The 23177-nt window shown below is 34.9% G+C and carries 23 protein-coding genes; 8 read left to right on the top strand and 15 right to left on the bottom strand.

What is annotated here, in order from left to right:
* Nucleotides 1-113 precede the first annotated feature (113 nt).
* Complete coding sequence (locus G4D63_RS12250; RefSeq protein WP_163179956.1) at nucleotides 114-1487, top strand: MDR family MFS transporter; 1374 nt, start codon at nucleotides 114-116, stop codon at nucleotides 1485-1487.
* 170 nt (nucleotides 1488-1657) lie between these two features.
* Here G4D63_RS12250 and G4D63_RS12245 read toward each other — a convergent pair whose 3' ends face one another.
* The 3 genes from G4D63_RS12245 to G4D63_RS12235 all read right to left on the bottom strand — a co-directional run bounded on the left by G4D63_RS12245 (nucleotide 1658) and on the right by G4D63_RS12235 (nucleotide 4861).
* On the bottom strand, nucleotides 1658-1834 hold the full coding sequence (locus G4D63_RS12245) for an SE1832 family protein (RefSeq protein WP_163179955.1): 177 nt from the start codon (nucleotides 1832-1834) through the stop codon (nucleotides 1658-1660).
* Nucleotides 1835-1855: 21 nt separating this feature from the next.
* Nucleotides 1856-2914 (bottom strand): LLM class flavin-dependent oxidoreductase, encoded by a 1059-nt coding sequence (locus G4D63_RS12240; protein ID WP_163179954.1) that lies wholly within the window; start codon nucleotides 2912-2914, stop codon nucleotides 1856-1858.
* 375 nt (nucleotides 2915-3289) lie between these two features.
* Nucleotides 3290-4861 (bottom strand): LysM peptidoglycan-binding domain-containing protein, encoded by a 1572-nt coding sequence (locus G4D63_RS12235; RefSeq protein WP_239585970.1) that lies wholly within the window; start codon nucleotides 4859-4861, stop codon nucleotides 3290-3292.
* A 247-nt stretch (nucleotides 4862-5108) separates the two neighbouring features.
* Here G4D63_RS12235 and G4D63_RS12230 point away from each other — a divergent pair, with 247 nt between their 5' ends.
* Together G4D63_RS12230 and G4D63_RS12225 are read left to right on the top strand one after the other, a co-directional pair.
* The gene (locus tag G4D63_RS12230; RefSeq protein WP_163179953.1) at nucleotides 5109-5699 is read left to right on the top strand and encodes a guanylate kinase; all 591 of its coding nucleotides are present in this window, start codon (nucleotides 5109-5111) and stop codon (nucleotides 5697-5699) included.
* Nucleotides 5700-5808: 109 nt separating this feature from the next.
* Nucleotides 5809-6480 carry an HAD family hydrolase gene (locus G4D63_RS12225; RefSeq protein ID WP_163179952.1) on the top strand — a complete coding sequence of 224 codons (672 nt, stop codon included), beginning with the start codon at nucleotides 5809-5811 and terminating at the stop codon, nucleotides 6478-6480.
* Between the two features lie 46 nt (nucleotides 6481-6526).
* Here G4D63_RS12225 and G4D63_RS12220 read toward each other — a convergent pair whose 3' ends face one another.
* Nucleotides 6527-7411 carry a proline iminopeptidase-family hydrolase gene (locus tag G4D63_RS12220; RefSeq protein WP_163179951.1) on the bottom strand — a complete coding sequence of 295 codons (885 nt, stop codon included), beginning with the start codon at nucleotides 7409-7411 and terminating at the stop codon, nucleotides 6527-6529.
* A 67-nt stretch (nucleotides 7412-7478) separates the two neighbouring features.
* Nucleotides 7479-8303, bottom strand: coding sequence for an aldo/keto reductase (locus G4D63_RS12215; RefSeq protein ID WP_163179950.1), 825 nt, complete (start codon nucleotides 8301-8303; stop codon nucleotides 7479-7481).
* 135 nt (nucleotides 8304-8438) lie between these two features.
* Between G4D63_RS12215 and G4D63_RS12210 the strand changes: the two genes are divergently transcribed.
* Entirely contained in the window at nucleotides 8439-9296 is an 858-nt protein-coding gene (locus tag G4D63_RS12210) for a VanW family protein (RefSeq protein WP_163179949.1), read from the top strand.
* A gap of 241 nt (nucleotides 9297-9537) precedes the next feature.
* Here the strand turns inward: G4D63_RS12210 and G4D63_RS12205 are convergent, their stop codons facing one another.
* The 3 genes from G4D63_RS12205 to G4D63_RS12195 all read right to left on the bottom strand — a co-directional run bounded on the left by G4D63_RS12205 (nucleotide 9538) and on the right by G4D63_RS12195 (nucleotide 11242).
* Nucleotides 9538-10032, bottom strand: a complete 495-nt coding sequence (locus tag G4D63_RS12205; RefSeq protein ID WP_163180270.1) for a GNAT family N-acetyltransferase — start codon at nucleotides 10030-10032, stop codon at nucleotides 9538-9540.
* Between the two features lie 82 nt (nucleotides 10033-10114).
* Nucleotides 10115-10198, bottom strand: a complete 84-nt coding sequence (locus tag G4D63_RS22470) for a hypothetical protein (protein WP_420837820.1) — start codon at nucleotides 10196-10198, stop codon at nucleotides 10115-10117.
* 57 nt (nucleotides 10199-10255) lie between these two features.
* Nucleotides 10256-11242, bottom strand: a complete 987-nt coding sequence (locus tag G4D63_RS12195) for a phosphotransferase enzyme family protein (protein WP_163179948.1) — start codon at nucleotides 11240-11242, stop codon at nucleotides 10256-10258.
* Between the two features lie 520 nt (nucleotides 11243-11762).
* Between G4D63_RS12195 and G4D63_RS12190 the strand changes: the two genes are divergently transcribed.
* Nucleotides 11763-11981 (top strand): hypothetical protein, encoded by a 219-nt coding sequence (locus G4D63_RS12190; RefSeq protein WP_163179947.1) that lies wholly within the window; start codon nucleotides 11763-11765, stop codon nucleotides 11979-11981.
* Nucleotides 11982-12109: 128 nt separating this feature from the next.
* Here the strand turns inward: G4D63_RS12190 and G4D63_RS12185 are convergent, their stop codons facing one another.
* The 5 genes from G4D63_RS12185 to G4D63_RS12165 all read right to left on the bottom strand — a co-directional run bounded on the left by G4D63_RS12185 (nucleotide 12110) and on the right by G4D63_RS12165 (nucleotide 18004).
* Complete coding sequence (locus G4D63_RS12185; protein ID WP_163179946.1) at nucleotides 12110-13042, bottom strand: D-2-hydroxyacid dehydrogenase; 933 nt, start codon at nucleotides 13040-13042, stop codon at nucleotides 12110-12112.
* Nucleotides 13043-13055: 13 nt separating this feature from the next.
* Nucleotides 13056-13877: a hypothetical protein gene (locus tag G4D63_RS12180; RefSeq protein ID WP_163179945.1), complete on the bottom strand. Its 822-nt coding sequence runs from the start codon at nucleotides 13875-13877 to the stop codon at nucleotides 13056-13058.
* Nucleotides 13878-14081: 204 nt separating this feature from the next.
* Nucleotides 14082-15776, bottom strand: a complete 1695-nt coding sequence (locus G4D63_RS12175) for a M3 family oligoendopeptidase (RefSeq protein WP_163179944.1) — start codon at nucleotides 15774-15776, stop codon at nucleotides 14082-14084.
* 132 nt (nucleotides 15777-15908) lie between these two features.
* Nucleotides 15909-16460: a GNAT family N-acetyltransferase gene (locus G4D63_RS12170; protein WP_163179943.1), complete on the bottom strand. Its 552-nt coding sequence runs from the start codon at nucleotides 16458-16460 to the stop codon at nucleotides 15909-15911.
* Nucleotides 16461-16603: 143 nt separating this feature from the next.
* On the bottom strand, nucleotides 16604-18004 hold the full coding sequence (locus G4D63_RS12165) for a M20/M25/M40 family metallo-hydrolase (protein WP_163179942.1): 1401 nt from the start codon (nucleotides 18002-18004) through the stop codon (nucleotides 16604-16606).
* A gap of 375 nt (nucleotides 18005-18379) precedes the next feature.
* Here G4D63_RS12165 and G4D63_RS12160 point away from each other — a divergent pair, with 375 nt between their 5' ends.
* The 3 genes from G4D63_RS12160 (at nucleotide 18380) to G4D63_RS12150 (ending at nucleotide 20206) form a co-directional block, all read left to right on the top strand.
* Nucleotides 18380-18829, top strand: a complete 450-nt coding sequence (locus tag G4D63_RS12160) for a S1 domain-containing RNA-binding protein (protein WP_163179941.1) — start codon at nucleotides 18380-18382, stop codon at nucleotides 18827-18829.
* 169 nt (nucleotides 18830-18998) lie between these two features.
* Entirely contained in the window at nucleotides 18999-19211 is a 213-nt protein-coding gene (locus G4D63_RS12155; protein WP_163179940.1) for a hypothetical protein, read from the top strand.
* 134 nt (nucleotides 19212-19345) lie between these two features.
* On the top strand, nucleotides 19346-20206 hold the full coding sequence (locus G4D63_RS12150) for an EamA family transporter (protein WP_163179939.1): 861 nt from the start codon (nucleotides 19346-19348) through the stop codon (nucleotides 20204-20206).
* Between the two features lie 49 nt (nucleotides 20207-20255).
* Here G4D63_RS12150 and G4D63_RS12145 read toward each other — a convergent pair whose 3' ends face one another.
* Complete coding sequence (locus tag G4D63_RS12145) at nucleotides 20256-21494, bottom strand: PucR family transcriptional regulator (RefSeq protein ID WP_163179938.1); 1239 nt, start codon at nucleotides 21492-21494, stop codon at nucleotides 20256-20258.
* A 113-nt stretch (nucleotides 21495-21607) separates the two neighbouring features.
* Nucleotides 21608-23155 (bottom strand): L-glutamate gamma-semialdehyde dehydrogenase, encoded by a 1548-nt coding sequence (gene pruA, locus G4D63_RS12140; RefSeq protein ID WP_163179937.1) that lies wholly within the window; start codon nucleotides 23153-23155, stop codon nucleotides 21608-21610.
* Nucleotides 23156-23177 lie beyond the last annotated feature (22 nt).

Genomic DNA, 23177 nt, shown 5'->3' with positions numbered 1-23177 from the left:
ATAAACTCTATGATATTTATAAAAAATAGTATAATAAAAAGATAGTATATAAATTAGTGCAAAATATTCGGACAACGTCCAGATACAGATGTTATTGCAAGGGGAGAATTTACTTGAAAAAGGAAACAAAACCAAGACTGGTTGTTATTGCTTTGTTAATTGCTACTTTTCTAACTGCGATTGAAGGAACAATTGTAAGTACCGCAATGCCAAAGATTGTAGGAGATTTAGGTGGGAGCACATTATATACTTGGGTTATTTCTATCTACCTTTTAGCTATGGTAATAAGTACACCAGTGTTTGGAAAGTTAGCAGACTTATATGGTAGAAAGTTAATGTTTACAATTGGAACTATTATTTTTTTAGTCGGTTCTGGCTTATCTGGGCTTTCACAAACAATGGAACAACTTGTGCTCTTTCGCGGAATACAAGGAATAGGGGCAGGCGCATTGACACCCATTTTATTTACCATTATTGGTGATGTATTTGAGTTCAAAATGCGTGCAAAGATGCAGGGGTGGTTAAGTAGTGTATGGGGAGTTGCAGGGATTATTGGTCCTCTTACAGGTGGGTTCATTGTAGACACCATCTCTTGGCACTGGATTTTCTTTATAAATATACCTTTTGGAATCGTTTCTTTACTAATCTTGTGGATTTCTTTCCATGAACATATAGAAAAGAAAAAGCATGTCATCGATTATGCTGGTATTCTTACCTTTGCAATATGTATGAGTTCATTTTTGTATGCTTTAACCCTTCTAAGAGAATATAAGCACATGACCGAAAGTATTGTTTCATTGTTTATAGTAGCGTTAATTGGACTTCTATTATTTATTTGGCTACAGTTAAAAGGAAAGGAACCAATGCTTCCACTTTCATTGTTTAAAAATAGATTCATCACTATAGCTAATGTCGCTGGCTTCTTACTAGGGTTTATATTAGTCACGATTACTTTTTACATTCCGTTATGGGTCCAGGGGGTTATGAACCTTAATGCTACTTTCTCTGGAATTGCTATGATCCCCATGTCGCTAACATGGCCTTTAGCAGCCATCTTGTCAGGAAGATGGTTAAGTTCAAAATCAATTGCCCAAATTACCCTTACTGGAATTTCAAGTATTATTGTTGGCTGTATTGGTTTAGCACTACTGCAATCTCATACAACCATAATATGGATCATGGTGGTAACGGCTATTATCGGGTTTGGATTTGGATTATCCTTCACAGCATTTACGGTTGCTGTCCAATCAGCAGTTGAATGGAATATTCGTGGAGCAGCAATGGGTTCTAATACTTTAATGAGAAATCTAGGACAAGTCATAGGAATTGCAGTAACAGGCCTGCTACTAAGTACTGAACTTGGTGGAATTGTTCTCGAAACCAGTCTTCAAGCTGTATTCTCTATGTTGGTATTACTAGCCGTTTGTGCATTTGCTGTGACAGGAGCGTTACTTACGAAAAAAGGGAAGGAACTTGCGGTAAGCTGATTTTTTTGCTGCTCCTTACAATGGTTTTAGATTAAGACGTAAAAAAGCAAGCTCTTTTTAGGGCTTGCTTTTTTACTTTTGATGTTTTCGCATAATACAGCGAAAAATGGGTTATTTATTTCCACTGGCTTTACTATACTCTGAGTCTAGTAAATTATGATCTATTTTTTCTAGATTTTTCTCAACATTTGATTAAGGGAAGTCAATTCCTCTTCAACTGCAGTCAATCTTTTTTCCAAAGGTAGAATGTTTCCTTTTACATATTCTAGTTTTTCTAAGTTATGCTGCAATTGAATATATTCGTCTTTTAACTCCAAAATTTTATACTCAATTTCTTTTTTGTTCACTTCTTCCTCTCCCCTTTTCTGCTACTTCTTAGCCGTATATTTCTTAATAGCTGGTAAAATCTCAGTTCCAATTAGCTCCAGATTCTTTTGCAGACGTTCAAAAGGGACTCCGCCGAAATCAATTTGAGCAATATACCTTTGGTGACCATAGACTTCATGCTGATAGAGTATTTTTTCAATTATTTGCTGTGGACTACCTATATTCATAACATTATGTGGATCAATTCCTTGTTCATAGGCTTCCATTGGAAAACCACGTCCATTTGTGCGTTTCATTCCTTCATTTATGTGTGGATGCGTCTCTTCAACGGCTTGCTGGGAAGTTTCAGCTGCATAGAAAAATCCAGCAGTTGCTACTGGTAATTCCGACGGGTCAAACCCTCCCTGTTTTGCCGCTTCACGATAAGCATCAATTGATCGCTTAAAGCTAAGTACATGGCCACCTAAATGAGCCAAAAACATAGGTACACCTGCATAACCAGCCTTTATTGCACTACCAGGTGAACCACCAACTGCTCTCCAGATTGGCATATAACCATTCTTTGGTCTAGGCAGAATGGAGGCATCCTTTAGCGGTGGACGAAATTCCCCACTCCAATTAACTACTTCTTGTTCATTAATTTGACGTAGTAAGTCAAATTTTTCCTCATATAATTCTTCATAATGGTTTACATCATATCCTAATAATTCAAAAAGACCTATTCTTGAAGCTCGTCCAGCTACTATTTCTGCACGTCCCTTTGATATCAAATCGATCGTAGCGAAGTCCTCATAAACACGTACTGGATCTGATGTGCTTACAATAGTGGAGGAACTCCCAATCTTTATTTTACTGGTCGCCTGAGCAATAGCAGATAACACAACCGTATGTGCTTGTGTCGCAAAATACTCCTGATGGCTTTCACCAACACTAAAAAAATCTACACCAGCTTGTTCAGCTAGCTTTGCATAGTTAATGATTTCATGAATACGGTCTTCTGCCGAGATTCTTTCACCAGTTACCGGATTAGGTAAATGATCGCCTAATGTATATATTCCAAATTCAAGTCCCTTACTTTGATCAATTCTATATTTTTCCACTCATAACACCTATCTTTCCAGCATCTAAGTAAGATTTGTAGCTATTTATTTAGTACTTATGTTCTATTATAGAGGTTAGGTGAAAAAAATTATAATATTTCGCTCATGATCGCTTAAAAGAACAAAAGGCGTAAGCGCCCCGGTTAGCCCCGACAAGCAAATGTTCCTACATCAATAAAAGGGCGCTATTTCCCTTTTCTTGATGTAGGGTTATTTGACCTCGAGGGGCTGGGTGCTGAAGCCGGATTCAAATGCACTAGCCCAAGTTATCAACAAGTGAAAATTTTATAGTTATCCAAATAACAAAAAAGACCTGTATGGTCCTTTTATAAGGAGGGGCATGCCCCCCCCCCCCGCGCCATTTTTAAATCAAATTCAATATGCGAACGTATGATTTCCTATAGTGGTTGAAACCGTTCGACTCTTAAGCCATACACTACTTGTTTTATTAGGATTGTAAAAGTACAACGAACCGTTTGTAGGATCTTCTCCATTCAACGCTCTTAATGCTGCTTCTCTATTTTGATTGTTTGGGGTTGCTGTATTTATTGAACCTGTTTGAGCAGGAGTAAATTGATAATGACCATTACTTATTTGAAACAGAACTTCTTTAACAGTGTTTGGAAATAAGGGACTTTCTACACGATTCATAATGACAGCACCAACAGCGATCTGGCCTTCTAATGATTCTCCTCTTGCTTCACTGTATATCATTTTCGCAAGCCACTCTAAATCTTCCTGATTAACTGCAGTTATTGTTTCTTTCGGACTATTTGTAGAAGGTGTGACAGTTGTTGTGGCTGTTGGAATTCTTAGCTCTTGTCCAATTCGCAAAAAATCACTATTTAATTGATTAAGCATCTTTATTGCTCCTACAGTCGTTCCTGTTTGAGCTGCTATTCCTGATAATGTATCACCTGAAACGACTTGGTAAATTGTAGAGTTTGATTTTACCGAATCGTTAACTGTTAAATCATTTGTTTCAGTCGGAATAGTTAGTGTTTGATCAATTCTAATAAAATCGTTTGATAAACCATTTGCTTGTTTGATGGCGTTAACTGTTGTTCCATGGTCTTTCGCGATACTCGATAATGAATCACCAGATACAACTGTATATAAATGACTAGATGTTGAAATTATATTTGTGTTTTGATCCATTGGAATCAGTAACTCTTGTCCAATTCTTAAAAAATCACTACTAAGATTATTCAGTTGTTTGATTGCTTCAACAGTCGTTCCGTTATTGTTTGCTAGGGCAGATAACGTATCCCCTGAGACGACTAGGTGTTTATTTGATGTGTTTGATGTGTTTGATGTGTTTGTACCATTCGGAATCGTTAGAGTTTGTCCGATTCGTAAAAAATCACTACTAAGACTGTTCAGTTGTTTGATTGCTTCAACAGTCGTTCCGTTTGTTTTAGCTATAGCAGACAACGTGTCACCTGAGACGACGAGGTATGTGTTTGATGTGCTTTGTTCTAAAGGTATTTCGCTTGGACTAGATGGAATTGTTAGTGTTTGGCCAATTCGCAAAAAATCACTACTAAGCTTGTTTAGTTGTTTGATTGCTTCAACGCTTGTTCCAAAACGTGCTGCAATAGCAGAAAGTGTATCACCATTAACTACAATATAACTTATATTGTTCGCTTGCTGTTGAGTCGTTTGATTCATTGCTGCGGAGGCGCTTTTTGAAGAGAATGTACCAATTCCAATTGTAGTAAGTAGGATCGCACCTGCCATTACCTTAACAGTTGTTACCTTTATAGATGGAAGAATTTTCTTCACATAACTAACAGCTTCCTTTTCAATATCAGCCTTTTCATGCTGTATGAAGTTACCTGATACAGCAAATTCCCTAGAAAACTCTGATAATGAGGGATCAATATACAAAATTACTTCTACGCCTTGTTCTGTTTCCTTTATTTTATATGTAGTAAATGTATGCATGAGATCACCTTCCCTTTAAGCGTTACTATTCCCAAAATATTTGGGGATGATTAGTAGAAACTTTGGGAAGGCGTCATTCGTTCAAAATTTTCGCTACATTTTATTACAAAGATAATTTAATCATCCAAAAAGGAAATATATCCTAATTCCTAACTTCTTAATAGCAAAACCACACAATTTGTCCAAAATATGGTATGATATTAACATAATTATCAAAAAATAATTAACTAACTCTAGGAGGAAATCTATGTATCAATTAAAAGAAAAAGAGATGCTTTTCATTTATACGGGTCCAGATGGATCTGGAAGAAAAACACTAGCAAAGATGGTTTCAACTGCAATTGATATGGAAACTGTCCCCTCATTTACTACTCGTGCACCTCGTCCTTTTGAAGTTAATGGTAAGGATTATCACTTTATAAAAGAAGAAACATTTCTCCAAATGAAACACCAAGATGAATTTATAGAAAGTGTTAATATTCATGGTTACTATTATGGTATTCGTGAGATTGACATAAAAAATATCTTCAATAAACATAAAATTGTTTATTTCACCATGAATATTGAAGGAGCACAACTTCTTAAGAATCTATACGGAGATCAAGTTGTAAGACTGTTTATCTCTGCTGATCGTGACACTGTTATCGAAAGACAAAAGGAGCGTGGTGACGATGAAGAAGCCATCCGCCTCCACATGGATTATTATGACAAAACAATGGAATACAAAAGTGAATGTGAACATGTTTTTGAAAATTATGACTTACCACAAGTTTCATTTCAAATCAGTGAAGTAATTGAGTCCTATTTAGAAAGAAATTTAACTGTAACTGACTATTAATAGAGAGATCGTGAGTGTAGAGCATGAGCATTCGTGTTTTACACTCATTTATTTTCAAATTTGACTCTTTATTTTACTAGTTTCATTAAAAATCAGGGGGAGTTTTGAATTGTCAATTGTAACTGTGGATTTTGATGGTACTCTTTATCAAGGCAATTCCTTTAAAGCAATGTTTGAAATCGGCAAAAAGAGATTTAGTGCGAAGGAGTGGTTAGTGGTAGCCAGTGGTCTTGTTAGAGCTACTGCTGTTGGGCTAACTAAAGGTAAACTAAAGTTTCAGCATGAATTTTTCAAGGCATTTGCTAAAACATTTAAGAATCAAACTAATTTAGAATTAGATCTTTTTTTTAAAGAGCTAGTAGAACTTGGAAAAGATGAAGTTCACCAAGAACTTGTTTATAAGATTAGAGAACATCAAAGTAAAGGTGATACGATTATTGTATTGTCAGGTGCACTTCAGCCATTTCTAAAAGCATTTACTACATATCTGGATTTGGACGTAAAGATTATCAGTACAGAATTGTTATTCGATCAAGCTGGACACTGTACTGGGGAGATTGGGGAGATAGTAAATGGCGATGTCAAAGTGCAAAGATTAAAAGCTTGGATTGAAGAACAAACAAATATAGCATCACATGAAATTTGGGCTTATGCGGATAGTGAAAGCGATATTCCATTATTGAAGTATGTGACTCATCCAATGGTTGTAAACCCTAAAACCGACATGCTTAAAATTGCAGAACAAAACAGTTGGCCTATATTTGGCGTCGTAACTGCATAATAAGAAAAGATCCGTTCATTATTGAACGGATCTTTTCTATATTGTGTTACCTTTTCCCCGATCCTTCAACTTCGTTCATAAAGTTGTCCATGACTCTTATATATTCTTCAGTCTCTTCTAAGTAAGCCAAATGTGCACTATCCTCAAATACATGCGATTTCCCATTGGGCGTTAGTGAACAAAAATACTCTGTAGAGTTAGGAGTCGCCTCATCATAACGACCACAGGTAAATAGAGTTGGTAGTTGGAACTCTTTTAACCGTGATGTACAGTCAAAATCCTTCAGATTCCCTGTCACATGAAATTCGGAAGGTCCCCACATGATATTATATACATCATTATTTTGATATTGTTTTCCTTCTTTAAGAAACTCAGGAAACGGATTCAGTCTGCAAACAAAATGCTGATTAAACACTTTGGTGGCATTCTTATATTCTTCAGAGTCAGTAGAACCATTTTCCTCACATTTTTTTAGTGTTTGTTGAATCTCTAATGGAAGTAATTTTCGATTTTCTTCCTGATCCTTTGCCCACAATGGTGCACTTAGACATGGGCTTGAAAAAATGATGCTTTTTACTCCTGCCGGTTTCTTTAAGTAAAACGCAGCGGCGAGTGTGGTCCCCCAAGAGTGACCAAGTATATGAAAATCTTCTAGGGACAAAGCATCGCATATTTGGCCTAACTCTTCAACAAAACGATCAATCTTCCACAAAGATGTGTCTGTTGGCCAATCAGACTTCCCGCATCCAAGTTGATCATAAAAGATGACTGGACGTTCCTTAGCTAGATTTCGCAGACCTTGCATCGCATAGTGTGAAGAGCCTGGTCCACCATGTAAAATAATAACTGGTGTCTTATTTGCTGTACTATTATGATGCTGGTACCAAACCTTTCCACCAGTTACTTCTACAAATCCTTCTTTCACTGACATTCTTCTCTCTCCTTTAACGGGGACAGGTTCGTTGTCCCAATTTCTCTTTCTTTCATCTCGAACCAACTTATCTTATATTCATTTCATTAGGATGCTTTCCTCTACGTCTATTAACGTTCAGGCCTTCTATTTCCTCCATTTCAGAAGTAGTTAACTCAAAATCAAATACATTAAAGTTTTCTTCAATTCTTGAAGGCGTTACTGATTTTGGAATAGCAATCGTATTATTTTGTAAGTGCCAGCGCAATATGACTTGAGCAGTCGTTTTGTTATGAGTTGAAGCTATTCCTTTAATGACTTCATCTTGTAAGACACTTCCCCCTTTTTCAAGAGGACTCCATGCTTCTATAAAAATATCATGTTTAGCACAAAACTCCTTTAACTCTTTCTGAGAGAGATAAGGATGACACTCTATCTGATTTAATACCGGGACAACTTCACAATCCTTTAAAATTCGTTCTAAATGTTCAATCTCAAAGTTACATACCCCAATCGCCTTTACTTTCCCCTGACGATATAACTGTTCCAATGCCTTATATGTATCAACATACTGATCGAATTCTGGTGTTGGCCAGTGAATTAAATATAAATCAACGTATTCAAGTCCTAATCTTTCTAGGCTTTCTTCATAAGCTTTCAAGGTTGTTTCGAAGCCTTGATCACTATTCCAAACTTTTGTTGTAATGAATAATTCTTCACGTGGGATAGAAGAGTTTTTAATAGCTTCACCTACGCCTCTTTCATTTTTATAAATCATTGCTGTATCAATAGAACGATAACCCATATTTAATGCTGTAGTTACAGTAGCAGCTGCTTGTTCATCACTTACCTGCCATACACCAAAGCCAAGTTGTGGCATTTTCAAACCATTGTTTAATGTAACAAAATTCATAGATTATCTCTCCTTACCAAGAATGTTTGATCTTAACTCAACCGCTTTGAAATTAAATGTCTTTCTTAGGAATAGTATATCTCATTTTCTAATTAAATTTGAGAATACTATAAATGAATTAAGGAGGAATTGTTAATGAAAAATTTACTCTTGAGCTTGATATTAATGCTAACACCCATTCATCATAGTCATGATGATGATCTTGTTTTATTGCATCAAGGCACAACCATTGCTACGATTAATCATGATGCATTTACCTCTTCGTTAACTGACCTACCTCTAGTGAACGATGAAATGTATGGCCAGTTAGTAGCGAAACTAGAGCAACAAATTAATAAAGATCCAATTAATGCTTATATAAATCAACACAATGAAATCATTCAAGGTCAACCAGGATTTGTACTAAATTCTGATCAATTAACAAAAGATCTTTATACATATTTTTTTAATCATCAACCTTTATCACTAGAACTCCCTATCAAAACGATACATCCTAGAGTCAGTGGTGAACTACTAGCAGATATATATGTAAAGCAGATTGGAAGTTACATGACCTATTATAATCAGCATAAAAGTGAAAGATCAAAAAACATCATTCTTGCTACCAAAGCAATTAACAACCATGTTGTGTTTCAAGGAGAAGTGTTTTCTTTTAATAAAGTTGTTGGTAAAAGAACAACTGAAAAAGGGTATCTCTCGGCACCTATTATCATCAAAGGAGAGCTTTATGATGGTGTAGGTGGAGGGATTTGTCAAGTGTCCTCCACCTTATTTAATGCTGTAGATTCCGCAGGTGTAAAAATTGTCCAACGATATTCTCATAGTAGGAAAGTACCGTATGTACCACCTGGTCGTGATGCAACAGTGAGTTGGTATGGACCCGATTTCACATTTAAAAATGTTTATAATCAACCCATTCTAATTAGGGCTGAAGCTAAAGACGGAAAAGTGATGATACGCATTTTCTCCTCAGAAGTAATTAATGTTGAATAATAAGAAAAGGCTGTTTTCGTATAGATTGTCGCTTTCGTAAAAATCCCAAATGCCGGATTTTTACTTGCTAGTATAAAGTCTTCTGCCTTAAATTGAGAGAGGTGCTCTTTTCTAACCAGTAAAACTGATGATTAAAGGACTATAAAGGGTGAATCATTTGAGACATTTGATTGAACAGCAACAAACTTTTAGAAAAGAGCCTAAGAAAAAGAACTTTACCATACGCTTTCGAGTCAATTATTTATTCAATGCCATACTTATAAAATTTTTTATCAACTTGTAACACTGGAAAACTTTCGGGTAAATCATTCATTTCTATACTGATAAACCCATTTTTTTCATAAAAGCGATGAGCCGCTATAAATTGCAGCGTAGTTCCAAGGTACACTTCTTTTACTGGCCTATGTTTGGCCCAATTTATTGCGGTATGTAGTAAAAGACTTGCTGTGTTATAAGTTGAGCCACGATAACTTTTATCTACAAACATCTTTCTTAGTGCCAGCTGATGATTCTCTATATCCAAAAAACTGATTGTACCAACAACGTTTTTTTCATAAAGTGCTACACAAAAGTTACCATTTCCTTTTTGATAAAACTCTTCAATGGTAAGCAAATCTGGTTGATCTTCTAGAGTAATCGGTATTCCATATTCTTGTTGTTGAATCTGAAGAATTAAATCTACTACTTGCTTCTGATGGACAGAAGAGTATTTTTCCACATTAATAGTATTCACAATGACACACACCTATCTCTTTTAGTATGTAAGAAAAATTAAGTTTAAGTAGGTTTTTATTTACTGACTATTCCAATTAAAAGTTTTAGGGCTCTACGATTTTTCTGTATTTTTTGAATCCCTCTTTAGAATTAATTAAATAGACAGTTTTACCTACCCAAAATCTTATATATATTGATTTATATTTTATAAAGCCTCTTATTCCCTTCTCTTCAAACTCGGATAGTCAATTTCTTTTCGAATGTTTTCGATATCTATCTATTCTTTCAGATAATTTTCTTCGAAGGTTGATCAACCATTCTGGATGATCTGTGGATTCTTCTATATCAACACTTCTTATTAATGCCGCAAAGGTTACTAATTCATGGATCCTCATAAATTCTTGAGCATGGACAAGCAAAGAAGAATCTAACTTTGTTTCACTTTCATATCCTTCAATGAATTTATTTATAATTAAAGATTGCATAGTAAATTCACCTGCGTCCCTGAGTGCATAGACAATATCTGCTAGATACCAGTTGCTCATACAATCATCAAAATCAAGTATTCCTAACATCCTGTTATCAAAAAGGACATTATCAAGTTCAAAATCATAATGAATCATACCGAAATTCTCTTTTGATATATTTAGTCCTTCTGCCCATTTAGAAATTCTTATTAATTCTTCATAAGCAGTTTTTTCATGAATAGCAAGTATTTCACTTGCTTTGACAAGACTAGTTCTCCAACTTGGCCTGTTGATAGTCAGATTTTCAGGTAGCTTTTTAAAACATTCGTGCAGCTTTCCTAATGTCTGTCCCCATAAGTAAGCCTGTTCAGTAGTGATTTCTTCCATTTCATAATGCTTACCTTTTAGGCCTTCAAAAACAACTGCATTATATCGACCTATTTCCGTATCCACTACTTCAATAAAATTCCCATGTAATGACTTAATAGGTTTGGCCACATTGAATGAGCTAAAATTTTCTAGATGCTCAAGAATGTTCATCTCCGCTTCTATTGATTGTTTTCCTCTTTCTTCTTCATGATTAAATCTTAGAAAATATCTTTTTTGATTTCTTTTAAAAACAAATATGAAATTCGCACTTGCTCTTAAAAAAAACACAGAACCTTCATCATAATCCCAATTTTTCAAGATCGCCTCAGCTATAGGACTTCTCCATTCACCGTCAACTGTTTTTAATAATTCTTGCATCTTACTTAATTTCATCATATAAATCCCGCCCCATCTTTATTTACTTTCGCGTGGTAAAACCATGCTTAAATACTCAAGTAATAATGAAGAATTCCAAGAAAATTAAAAGTGTAGATTGTAAATTAATCACAAAAAAACCACAGAATTAATAAATAACCCTGTGGTTTCTATAAAAAACTTACGGGCATTGCCCTTTTCATAAGCATGGAGTTGTTTTATATTGCTAATAATCAAAATCCGTATGAGTAAGAGACAATGCATTAATTCTCAAGGTTATTTTCATTAAGTTATTAAAACGCATTCTCTCACCCCTTTCTACTAGTTAGGAATATTTTACCATCCTAATACACTTGGGTCAATCACTATTGTTCACCCCTACTATATTAATAGATAGATCATGATTAATTGTTAACACTATCCTACTACTCAAAAAAATTTTTATATACGCTCAGGTCTAAAACACATTTCTCTTAAATATTTTATATCAAGTTACAATACAACCATTTTGTAACCAAATTATATGAAATAGGTGAAGAATATGTTTAATGTTCATTTCTTTGAAAACAAAAATCTCTTATTAAATCAAGCGCGTAATAACGTCCCCGCTGTAGGAGATGTGTTAACTATTAAAGGTCGTAAAGGGACTGTAACTAGTATAACTAAAGTCGATGAAGTCAAAATTCATATTGAAATGGAATTAGATCAGCTCATCAAAAACAAGCAATTAGCAGATGATTCTAAGAAGAAAAAGCGTTAAATAATAATTATTTATATACTTATCTAGTTTATAAGGACTATATGAAAAAAAGTAACCCAGATCATTCCGGTTACTTTTTTTCTTGATTCTTTTAACTACTCAACCTCAGTTCAATTCACATAAACTTGCTAATACCCCTTCATTACATCAACCATATTATGTAAGATCCCATTGTTTTCAATCTTATGTAACGTTTCAAAAAAACACTCTACTGCTTCATTAATATCCGTTACCGCTGAGATATGAGGAGTAATCAGAACATCTTTTCTTTCCCATAGAACTGAATCTTCTGGGAGGGGCTCTTGTGATAATACATCTAACACCGCATAACGAATTCTTCCACTATCAAGGGCTTTGATGAGTGCAAGCTCATCAACTGTTGCTCCTCTACCAACGTTAATGAACACAGACTGATTCATACTAGCGAAAAATTGATGATTAAATATCTTATAAGTATCTTGTGTTAGTGGTAATGTACTAATAATCCAGTCAGCTCGGGAGACGACAGAATTAGAAGAAGTATGATCCACTACTTCTGAAAAATAGTCCTTGTGCTGACCACTACGAGAAACACCATAAACGGTTGCACCGAAACTATTAAACATCTTTGCTACCTTCTGCCCAATTTCACCTGTACCCAATATGACAAATGTGTGGTCTTTTATCATTTTTGGTGTTTCGGGCTTCCATTGCTTCTGATGTTGTTTTCGTTCAAATTCCTGATGTTTTTGAAGATCTCTTAGTATATAACTTAGGCAATATTCACTTATCTTCTCTCCAAAGGAGCAAACAGTACGAGTTAGTAGCACATTATTTTCTATCCATCCATTCAGTTCTAAATAATTATTTACACCCGCATTAAAGGAATGGACCCATTTAAGATGGCTTAGGTTGAAATTCATACAAGGTCTCGATCCTACGTAAGTATCTGCCCATTGTAAGTCGGCTGCTGTTATATTAGCTGGTGATATAAACCGAAATTCTTTAGATTGATGATCTATCAAGTGCAATTTAAACTCTTCATAGTAGTTTCCTGCTACCAAGATATTTTTGATTTCCATATCGTGCTCCTTTTCATATGATCATATGTTTAACTTTATATAGTATAAAACTTATTAATAGTGCTAGAAGTGCAAATAGAACGCCAATAGTGGAATAAGCCAATACATATGTATTGTATTGAGCTAATTTTAACACAAGTATATGACTATCGAATCCTAGTAAGATGGTCACTAGTTTTAGTAGAAGAAGTACAACATAAATAGCTAGTAATCCTCTTGCAGAGCCCTTCATATCTTGTTTGCTTAAAGCAATGTGAGAACTGATACAAATGCCAAGCAAAACATAAATCCAGAAAAACGGATTGACTACATTCTCTAGTGAAAATAGTCCACTTATTAAGGCTAAGATAACACCGAATGTCTCTTCTACCCCTCCAAGTTTGAAGGAACCATCTTGATAAATCAATGTAGTTAAAGAATAAAAGGATTGTGGAACTAGCAAATACATTCCTACTATTAGAGTAGTAATCCCACTAATTATTGGTCCTACTCCGATGAAAAAATTACCAACCTGCTGATAGATACTATTTCGGTTGTATTGATGCTCTACGTATCCTAATACTCCATTTGTATTGTTGCTTAGTAATAGTTTCACTCTGATGACGCGATGTCCCCAAATAAAGCATTGTAGGAGGTGTCCAAGTTCATGTATTGGTGTTCCAATCCAAGCAGTTAAAAGGATTCCGCGCCTCCCAAAAGTTAAGACCAGGTATGTATGAATATAGCGTTCTATAAAACCAATGATAAATCCAACAGCAATCATAACTCCAAAGAGATAGACTAACTCTACCAAGCTGATTACCATGGCATTTATGATTGTTAATAAGAATTCCATTTCCTCACCCTAAGCCTCTCGAGTCTTATCTTCTATATTATACCACCTAATACATGTACTTCTTTTTCAGCCGTATCTGGTCATGATAAATAACTATTAAAAAATTATAGTATCCATGTTAACCATTTCTTTTTTTCTTAGTCAAATACAAAATAAACCCTCTATTGGCCAGAAGTGCAACCAATAGAAGGATTTATTTACATACTATAATGCTTGATCATTTATAAAATTTAAGTAAACTTCAATTTCTTCAATGACAGATTTTACACATCCATCTTCAAATGGAGAGATAAGGTTGGCATCTTCTACAAGACCTGTAAACGATTTACTTCCACCCTGTTTACATAAATGGAGATAATCAGCCCATGCTGCTTCTGGATTGTCTTGATTTCGCTTCCAGAACTGAAGTGCACAGATTTGAGCTAATGTGTAGTCAATATAATAAAACGGAACTCGGTAGATATGACCCTGTTGCTGCCAGAATCCTCCGTTTTCTAAGAAATCGTTTCCTTCATAATTGAGATGTGGCAAATATTTCTTCTCAATTTCTCTCCAAGTTTTCTTACGTTCTTGTGGAGTAGCTTCTGGATTTGCATAAACATAATGTTGGAATTCATCTACTGCAACTCCATAAGGAATAAATAGTACAGCTTCACTTAAATGAGAGAATTTATACTTATCTGTATCTTCCTTGAAGAATAACTCCATCCATGGCCAAGAGAAAAATTCCATACTCATTGAGTGAATTTCACATGCTTCTAGCGTTGGGAATCCATATTCAGGTACCTTAAAACCACGACTTTCAAACACTTGGAATGCATGACCTACTTCGTGTTTTAACACACGTACATCTCCATTTGTGCCGTTAAAGTTTGCGAAGATATACGGTGATTTATACTTAGGAATATAGGTACAATAGCCTCCACCAGCTTTTCCTGTTTTACTAAGTAAATCCATCAAATTGTTTTCAACCATATATGTATAAAAATCATTTGTCTCAGGAGACATCTCTTCATACATTTTCTTTGCTTGATCAACAATCCATTCTGCATCGCCTTTTGGATCAGGGTTTCCTGTTTTAAAGCTAAAGCTGTTATCGTAGTATTTAAATGTATCAACACCAATACGTTCTTGCTGTTTTTTCTTTAGTTTTGTTGCTAATGGTACAATATATTCTTTTACTTGATCACGGAATTTAGCAACCATTTCGGCATTATAATCAGTACGACGTAAACGCGCATATGCTAGTTCAGTAAAAGAAGAGAATCCAAGCTTCTTGGCAATTCTAGTTCGGACCTTAACTAACTGATCAAATAGCTCATCTAATTGTTCTGAATTCTCAACAAAAAAGTTGTATTTAGCTTCATTTGATTCTTTACGGATGTTTCGGTCTGGTGACTGTTGATAGGGAACTAACTGCGAAAGATTTTTCTCTTCTCCATCAAACTGAATTTTAGCAGCTGCTAGTAAGCTTACATAGTCACTTGTAAGTTTGTTTTCTTCTTGTAGGTCTGTTAATACATCAGGTGAGAAGGTTTTTAACTCACTATCAGCTAGTAAAAATAATTGCTTTCCCCATTTTTCTTCTAACTGTGGTCTGAACTTGGATTCTGTCAGTACTTTATAATAGTTTGTGATTAATCCTTTATATGAAGGACCGACTTCATTGAAAAAGTCTTTTTCAGTTTTATAAAACTCATCCGTCGTGTTAATCGTATGACGAATTTGAACGAGTGTGCTCATTGAATCAAACTCTGAGCGCAATTCATTAATTTCTGTCATTACTTCATCTTGAATGTCAAAGGATTCAGCATTCTGAAATTTCTCAATCAGCTGATTAAAGCTTGCTTCTACTTCTTCTAGGTTAGGTCTGTTGTATTGATAATCATTAAACTGCATATAATAGTCTCCTTTAATCTATTGATAAAATCCCTATATATCTATTATTAAACAAATATAGACAAAATCCTTTCTTTTTTCGAAGAAAATTTCGTAAATCGAAATATAAGAAGTAAACTTCCTTCTGTTGACTTAACCCTCTTTTAGGAAATTAGAACGGTTACTCCGTAAAACCGTGATAAATCCATCTAAAATTTGATGACTGATTGTAAACCCTTTTCTCTTGTAAAATTCTAGAGCATCATTATTTCCGTTTGAAACAAAAATAAAATAATCATCTACCTCTTTATATTGGTTTAACCATTTCATAGACATATCGAATAATTTTGACCCAATTCCAAATTGCCTATATTCTTCTTTTATGTAAAATTGTGATAAGCAACCGACATCATTTCTACTAACAGAGGAAAGGTCAAAAAAAGTCGCAAACTCATTCGAGTAGGTTTCCTTTGGTGAAATGTTTGTATATACATAAGCTACTGGAATGTAACCATCTTTAACAACTACAACATAGTTCTGCTTTGCTTTTTTCACAGAAGGGAGCAACCTTGTTTCAAAGTTCATACCGTCAAAAAGCTCTGGCTGTATCAATGCTTTTGACTTTTGAAAGACCATTAATTCATTACAAAGCTCTTTGCAATATCCTAGTTCGTCATCCTCAATTACATTAAATGATAAATTCATACATTCTCCTTTTCTATTTTATCCTACGTAGGATTAGTGGTTTATTCTATAGGTCTAGGTGTGACTAAAAGGAACCTAAATAAAAAAACTAGTTGTAATCATATAGAAAGCATATAGAGAAATTTCTCTATATGCTACATATCTTAGTATTTAGAATAATGCTCTAAAAACAACACACAAGACTTTTCTAAATTTCTCATACCCTCAACAGTAGCATATTCATTTGGACTATGCTGTCTTGCTCCGTGACCAAGACCCCCAAAAGCAAATGGTAATCCTAGTTGTGATTGAAATAGTGAGAATGGTGCAGAACCTGCTAATGAGATCCATGGCTCATAATCGAAGCCGAGATCTTTAAAACTCTGTGTGAGTGCTTTCATGGCTGGTTCATCTGCAGATGTTCTTGCCCAGTTATATGCATTTACCATTTCAACTTCAATGTGTTCAAATCCGTGTTTCAAAAAATGATTTTTTACTGATTCCATTACTTTTTCAGGAGACATGTTTGGTACTAAACGAATGTCTAGCTTCGCTTTTGCCTCGTGAGGTAATAAGGTTTTTGTTCCTTCACCATGGTGCCCACTCACAATCCCGTTTATATTTAGCTCTGGGGAATAAAAGTATCTCTTTACTAGCTCTTTTCCAGTTAGTGAGAATTTAAACTTTTTCACATCATCCTGCTTTAGTATTGATTTTTCATCAAAGGTTTCCATTAATTTATCTAGTGTTGCTTCATCTCCTGGCCAAGGACCAGCTACGTCATCATAAAACCCTTCTAATAATACTTTTTCATCACGGTCTTTTAAAGAAGCAAGTGCATGAACAAGATGCCACGCTGGGTTTTCCATCCATACAGCATTTGATCCATGAATACCACGACTAACCGGTGCTCCCCAATCCCCACCTCTTACATTTAGCTCTATATGAATGATTCCCTTAGTTCCCATAAAGAGTTCAATTTTACCATCTGCGTCCTGAGAAAAATGAGGGAAAAATACTGCATCACATTTTGAAAATTCTTCTTTTAGTTCATGTAGCACTTTCGGAAGATTAACACTACCCAGTTCCTCTTCTCCTTCAAGACAGAACATAAGATTTACAGGTAGACTACCTTTTACTTTTTTTATCGCGGCTACTGCGTTCATAAATCCAGCCAAGGGTCCTTTTTGATTTGCGATTCCTCTACTTACAATTGAATCACCGAAATCAGGTAAATCTACAACACTACCTGAAAAAGGCTCTACCATCCAGTGCTCACCGACTACAGGCTGAACATCATACATTCCGTATAACAAAAGCGTTTTTTCCTTCCCTTCATCCAAATGGCCAAATATAACAGGAAATCCATCTGTCTCTTTAGAGAATACTCTCTGACAGCCTAAATCCTTTAGGTCTGCCTCAAGTAGTTCTACCATTTCTTCCATTCCTGTTCCATCACCGCTAATACTAGGTTGTGATACATATTTTTGATATCTCTTTAAATGTTGATCCCAGTTTTCATCGATATATCTTAGAACGTCTTCCATTAGCAAAACATTATTCATATACGAACACCTCTTTAGGGATTTTAGTAACCTTACTAGAACATCTCAATGTTATGTAATGCAACCTGTTGATTGAATTATTGTTTATTAGATATTCGCAACCATAACCTTATAGACATCACTCCATTTATTAATTTTTAGAAAATTACCAATTATATAACAATATACTCTTCTCCTTACATGTTAACAACACTTATGTTTAAAAATAATTTTAGTTTTAATTGGAAAACAATGTATGAAACTATTTTCAAATAATGTTTGAACAGTTCATAAATAAAATTTTCCTTTTTTAATAAACTAAGCTATACACACTATTAGCTATTATAAGAGAAATTTGTTATAATAAAGACTCAACAGTATTAAGGGGGAAATTTTTTGTCAATCGAAATCGGGAGCAAAGTTCAAGGTAAAGTAACAGGTATAACTAATTTTGGAGCATTCGTTGAATTACCAGGAGGCTCTACAGGTCTTGTACATATTAGTGAGGTTGCTGATAGCTATGTAAAAGACGTTAATGATCACCTAACTGTAGGTGACCAAGTTGAAGTAAAGGTTATTAGTGAGAAGGACGGGAAAATTGCTCTATCAATTAAGAAGGCAATTGATCGACCAGAAGGAAAACCTTCTTCCTATTCTCAACGTCCACCTCGTCAAAGTAGAGATGGTGGTCCATCTAGAGATTCACGTTCTAAAGGAAACTTTAAACCAAAGGAAAGCTTTGAAGATAAAATGTCTCGCTTCCTAAAAACTAGCGAAGAAAACTTATCTACTCTTAAGCGCAGTACCGAAACAAAACGTGGCGGTAGAGGCGGAAGACGCGGATAATTAGTTTATCTTCTATACTCTTAATATAAATTTTGGCAAGCCAATTTATTGGGTTGCCATTTTCCCATTATCCGAACCTACGTAGAAAATAATATTAATTATATTTATCCTTGATTTTAGAGGAAACCACCTCCCCTATGTCGAAATAGTTAATAAAGGGGCTGACTCAATGAATAAAGTTGAATTACTAAAGGACATGCGAAATGCAAGTCGTAGCAATATGTTTACAGTGGAAATTCCAACGATCTCCAAAGCTGAACAAAAGAAAATTGAAGAGCTAGTTCAAGAATTAGTAGATGAAGGAAGAATCAAACTAAGAGAAACATTACAAAGAGACTACTCTCTATCCATACATGGAGTATTAAAATATGCATCCGAATAATCGGATGCATATTTTTTTATAAAATAACAACCTATTATTTGGTTATTTCGATTTGAATTGGAAATAATAAACCTCTCAAATAATAATTTACTAATGGTTGATTGAGAAATTTTATAAAATCGAGCTGATTACCTATGAGCATTATCCTTGCACTTCTAGCAGCTTTATTTGCGTCCTTTACAGCCATTCTCGCAAAAATCGGAATTGAAGATGTTGATTCTAATTTAGCAACGGCCATCCGAACAATTGTCGTCGTACTCATGGCTTTTCTTATGGTGGTAATTACAGGGCACCTACCAGAGATATTTACAGTAACACTGCATTCCTTACTATTTTTGATCTTATCAGGAATAACGACTGGTTTATCATGGTTATGCTTTTTTAAAGCTATTCAGATTGGTGACGTCTCGAAGGTAGTCCCCATCGATAAGGCTAGCGTAGTTCTAACCATTTTATTATCTTTTATAATTCTTCAGGAACCGGCTACACCTTTAGTGGTTGCGGGAGGAGTTATTATCTCAATCGGTACATTTGTGTTAATAGGTCGGAAGGAACAAAAAAGCAAAATGGATATAAAATCTAACTATATTTTTTTAGCCATATTGTCCGCTGTGTTTGCTTCCCTCACCAATATATTAGCAAAGATTGGAATTGAAGATGTTGATTCAAATGTTGCAACGTTTATTCGTACGATTGTCATTATTATCTTTGCCTGGGGTATTGTGTTCTTCCAAAAAACAAATAAGGAACTTAAAAGCATATCAAAAAGATCCTATCTATTTCTAGTACTATCAGGAGCAGCTACTGGATTTTCATGGCTTTGCTATTTTGCCGCACTTGCCATTGGTAAGGTAAGTATTGTTACACCTATTGATAAATTTAGTGTTGTAATTACAATGGTACTAAGTATTTTTATCTTAAAGGAAAAGCCTACAAAGTTTACAGTCATAGGTGGTATTCTTATAACTATTGGAACAGGTTTACTGATTTTATAGCATAAAAAATAAATGCTTGGATTTACAACCCAAGCATTTAGGTCAACCTTTAACGATTTTTACCCTTGAGAAGCATTAAATCAAGGTAAAGTTGACATTTCTGATTAAAATCTGAAAAATTTATAGAAGTTAATTCTGTAATTTGCTTAATTCGATAGTTCAATGTATTAGGATGAATAAACATTTGTTTAGAGGTCGGTTTCAATTTACAATTATTAACCAGATAGTATTCGAGTGTTTTCAGTAGCTCGGTCTGACTCTCATGATTCTTATCCATTAGCCTTTGCAGGTTATTATTTCGATATTGAATTTTATTATTTTTTTCGCTAATTAAGTCTAAATAGCGGAAAATTCCTAGTTTATCATATTCATATGGGACATTTTCCTGTGTTCCTAATTTTTCTGTTAGCTCAACCACTTCTAAAGCCTCTTCATAGCTGTTATGTAGAGATAATAGTTGTTGATATTCGTTACCTATACCAATATAAATATTAGAATAGCGCTCCGTATTAAAATTAGATAATAAATTTTCAATAACTTGTAATGAGGCTTCCATAGGCGAATATTTGAACGAATAACAGCCTACTACAATAACAATGTTAGATCGGTCAATTAACACATGACTCGTATTATCTTTTAAATTAAGATAAGACCGAATCGTAATCTTTAACTCTTCAATTAGTTCTTCCTCTGCATGACTAGCGTTGACCACCATAATACAAAATATTGAAGGAAGAATAATATCAAGCTGTTTAGCTTCCCATCTCAATTCTTTTTCCGTAGAAAAACCATTGTTAATGGCCTTTCTAAATAAATTCTCAATATCCTCATCTTTTTGCTGAACAACATTATTCCTTTTATAAATAACTTTTCCGATGTGTAAGGAGGCTTCATGTAAAAAATCCATTTCCTCATCCGTAAGTTTTTCATTAATTTCTTGAACCCATATATATCCCATAATCGTATCCTGATATTTGGCACTAACCACCACTCGTTGATTTAAGCCTATTTCCTTCATCTCATGTATTCTAAATGGACCTGTTATCGTTTTAAGTTGATCTATAATACCAGTCTCGACAAAAGCTTCAAAAATGTTAAGTGGACATTTCTTTGAAAAAATGGTTTGCTGATTAGCTAAATCGAATTGATTAATATAATAAGAGTTATAAGCTAATAGGAAGAAATGATCACTTTCTAAAATGACGGGTTTCTTTAGTTCATTGCTGATTAAATCAGTAATTTTGTCTAAATCTGTTGAAGTGTATATTTTTTCTAGGAGCTCCTTCATTTCATTCCTCCTCTCTTATTCAAATTAATAATACTCATCATTTGAATGATTGTATAGTAGACTATCAAAAAAAGGAGTGAAAATCATATTGATTTTCACTCCTTTAATTCATTCTATAACATTTCACTAATCGTTTTTGCCTGCATATGAAGCGCCAGGTAATCAGGCCCTCCTGCCTTTGAATCGGTACCTGACATTTTAAAACCACCAAATGGATGGTAACCCACAATAGCTCCTGTACACGTTCTATTAAAATATAAGTTACCAACATGGAATTCTCGTTTAGAACGCTCAATATGCTGTCTGTTATTTGTAATAACAGCACCTGTTAATCCATACTCCGTATTATTAGCTATTCTCAGAGCTTCATCAAAGCTATCCGCCTTTGAAAACGCAACAACCGGACCAAAGATTTCTTCTTGCATTAAACGATCATTTGGATTTAAATCAGCAAAAATAGTTGGCTCGATAAAATAGCCCTTCGTGTCGTCACCGTTACCACCACTTACTAACCGACCTTCTTCTTTACCAATTTGAATGTACTCCATAATTTTATCAAATGAGCCTTGATCAATAACTGGTCCCATATACGTATTAGCATTCTCAGGGTTACCGACTATTTTTTGTTCCGTAATCTCAATCACTCGTTTAAGCACTTCGTCATACACGTCTTTATGAACAACTGCACGTGAACCTGCTGAACATTTTTGACCCGAAAAACCAAATGCTGACGCAAATATAGATTGAGCAGCTAATTCAAGGTCACAATCCTGATCAACAACAACTGTGTCTTTCCCACCCATTTCTGCGATTACTCGTTTAAGATGAGTTTGACCAGGTTGTACTTTAGCCGCACGTTCAAATATGCGAGTACCTACTTCGCGTGAGCCTGTAAAGGTAATAAGACTAGTTTTGGGGTGATCAACCAGATAATCTCCTACTTCTGCTCCACTACCAGGAACAAAGTTAACTACTCCTTTAGGCAATCCAGCCTCTTCTAATACTTCTACGAACAGTGCTGCAATAACAGGAGTCGTACTAGCAGGCTTCAGTACAACTGTGTTTCCTGTAACAATCGGCGCAACAGTTGTGCCGGCCATAATGGCAAATAAGAAGTTCCATGGTGAAATGACAACTGTTACTCCTGTTGGCGTATAAATATATTTATTAATTTCTCCTTCACGACTTTGAACTGGCTTTCCTTGTGATAGTTCAATCATTTGGCGAGCATAATATTCTAAGAAATCAATCGCTTCAGCAGTGTCAGCGTCTGCTTCATTCCAAGGCTTCCCTGCTTCCTTCACTAAAAGAGCAGAGAAAAAATGCTTCTTTCTACGGATACTAGCAGCTGCTCGAAATAAGATATTTGCTCTTTCTTCAGGATTCCAATATCTCCATTCTTCAAAGGCCTCACTTGCTGCTTGAATTGCCATTTCAGCATGTTCTTTCTTTGCTTTTGAAACAGTCCCAACTATTTCTTCTTTGTTTGCTGGATTAATCGAAACAATTTTGTCTTCTGTAGAAATTCTTTCACCATTAATGACAAGTGGGTAATCTTTTCCCATAATTGCGCTTACATTAACAAGTTCCTGTTCAAACGCAGCTTTATTAGCCTCATTGGTAAAATCGGTAAACGGTTCATGCTTGTATGGTGTTGTCATTTCATCATCTCTTCCCTTCTAT

Source organism: Bacillus mesophilus, from assembly GCF_011008845.1.
Taxonomy (GTDB): Bacteria; Bacillota; Bacilli; order Bacillales; family SA4; genus Bacillus_BS; species Bacillus_BS mesophilus.
Note: the sequence above shows the minus strand (reverse complement) of the source record. Positions and strands in the feature narration are given on the sequence as shown.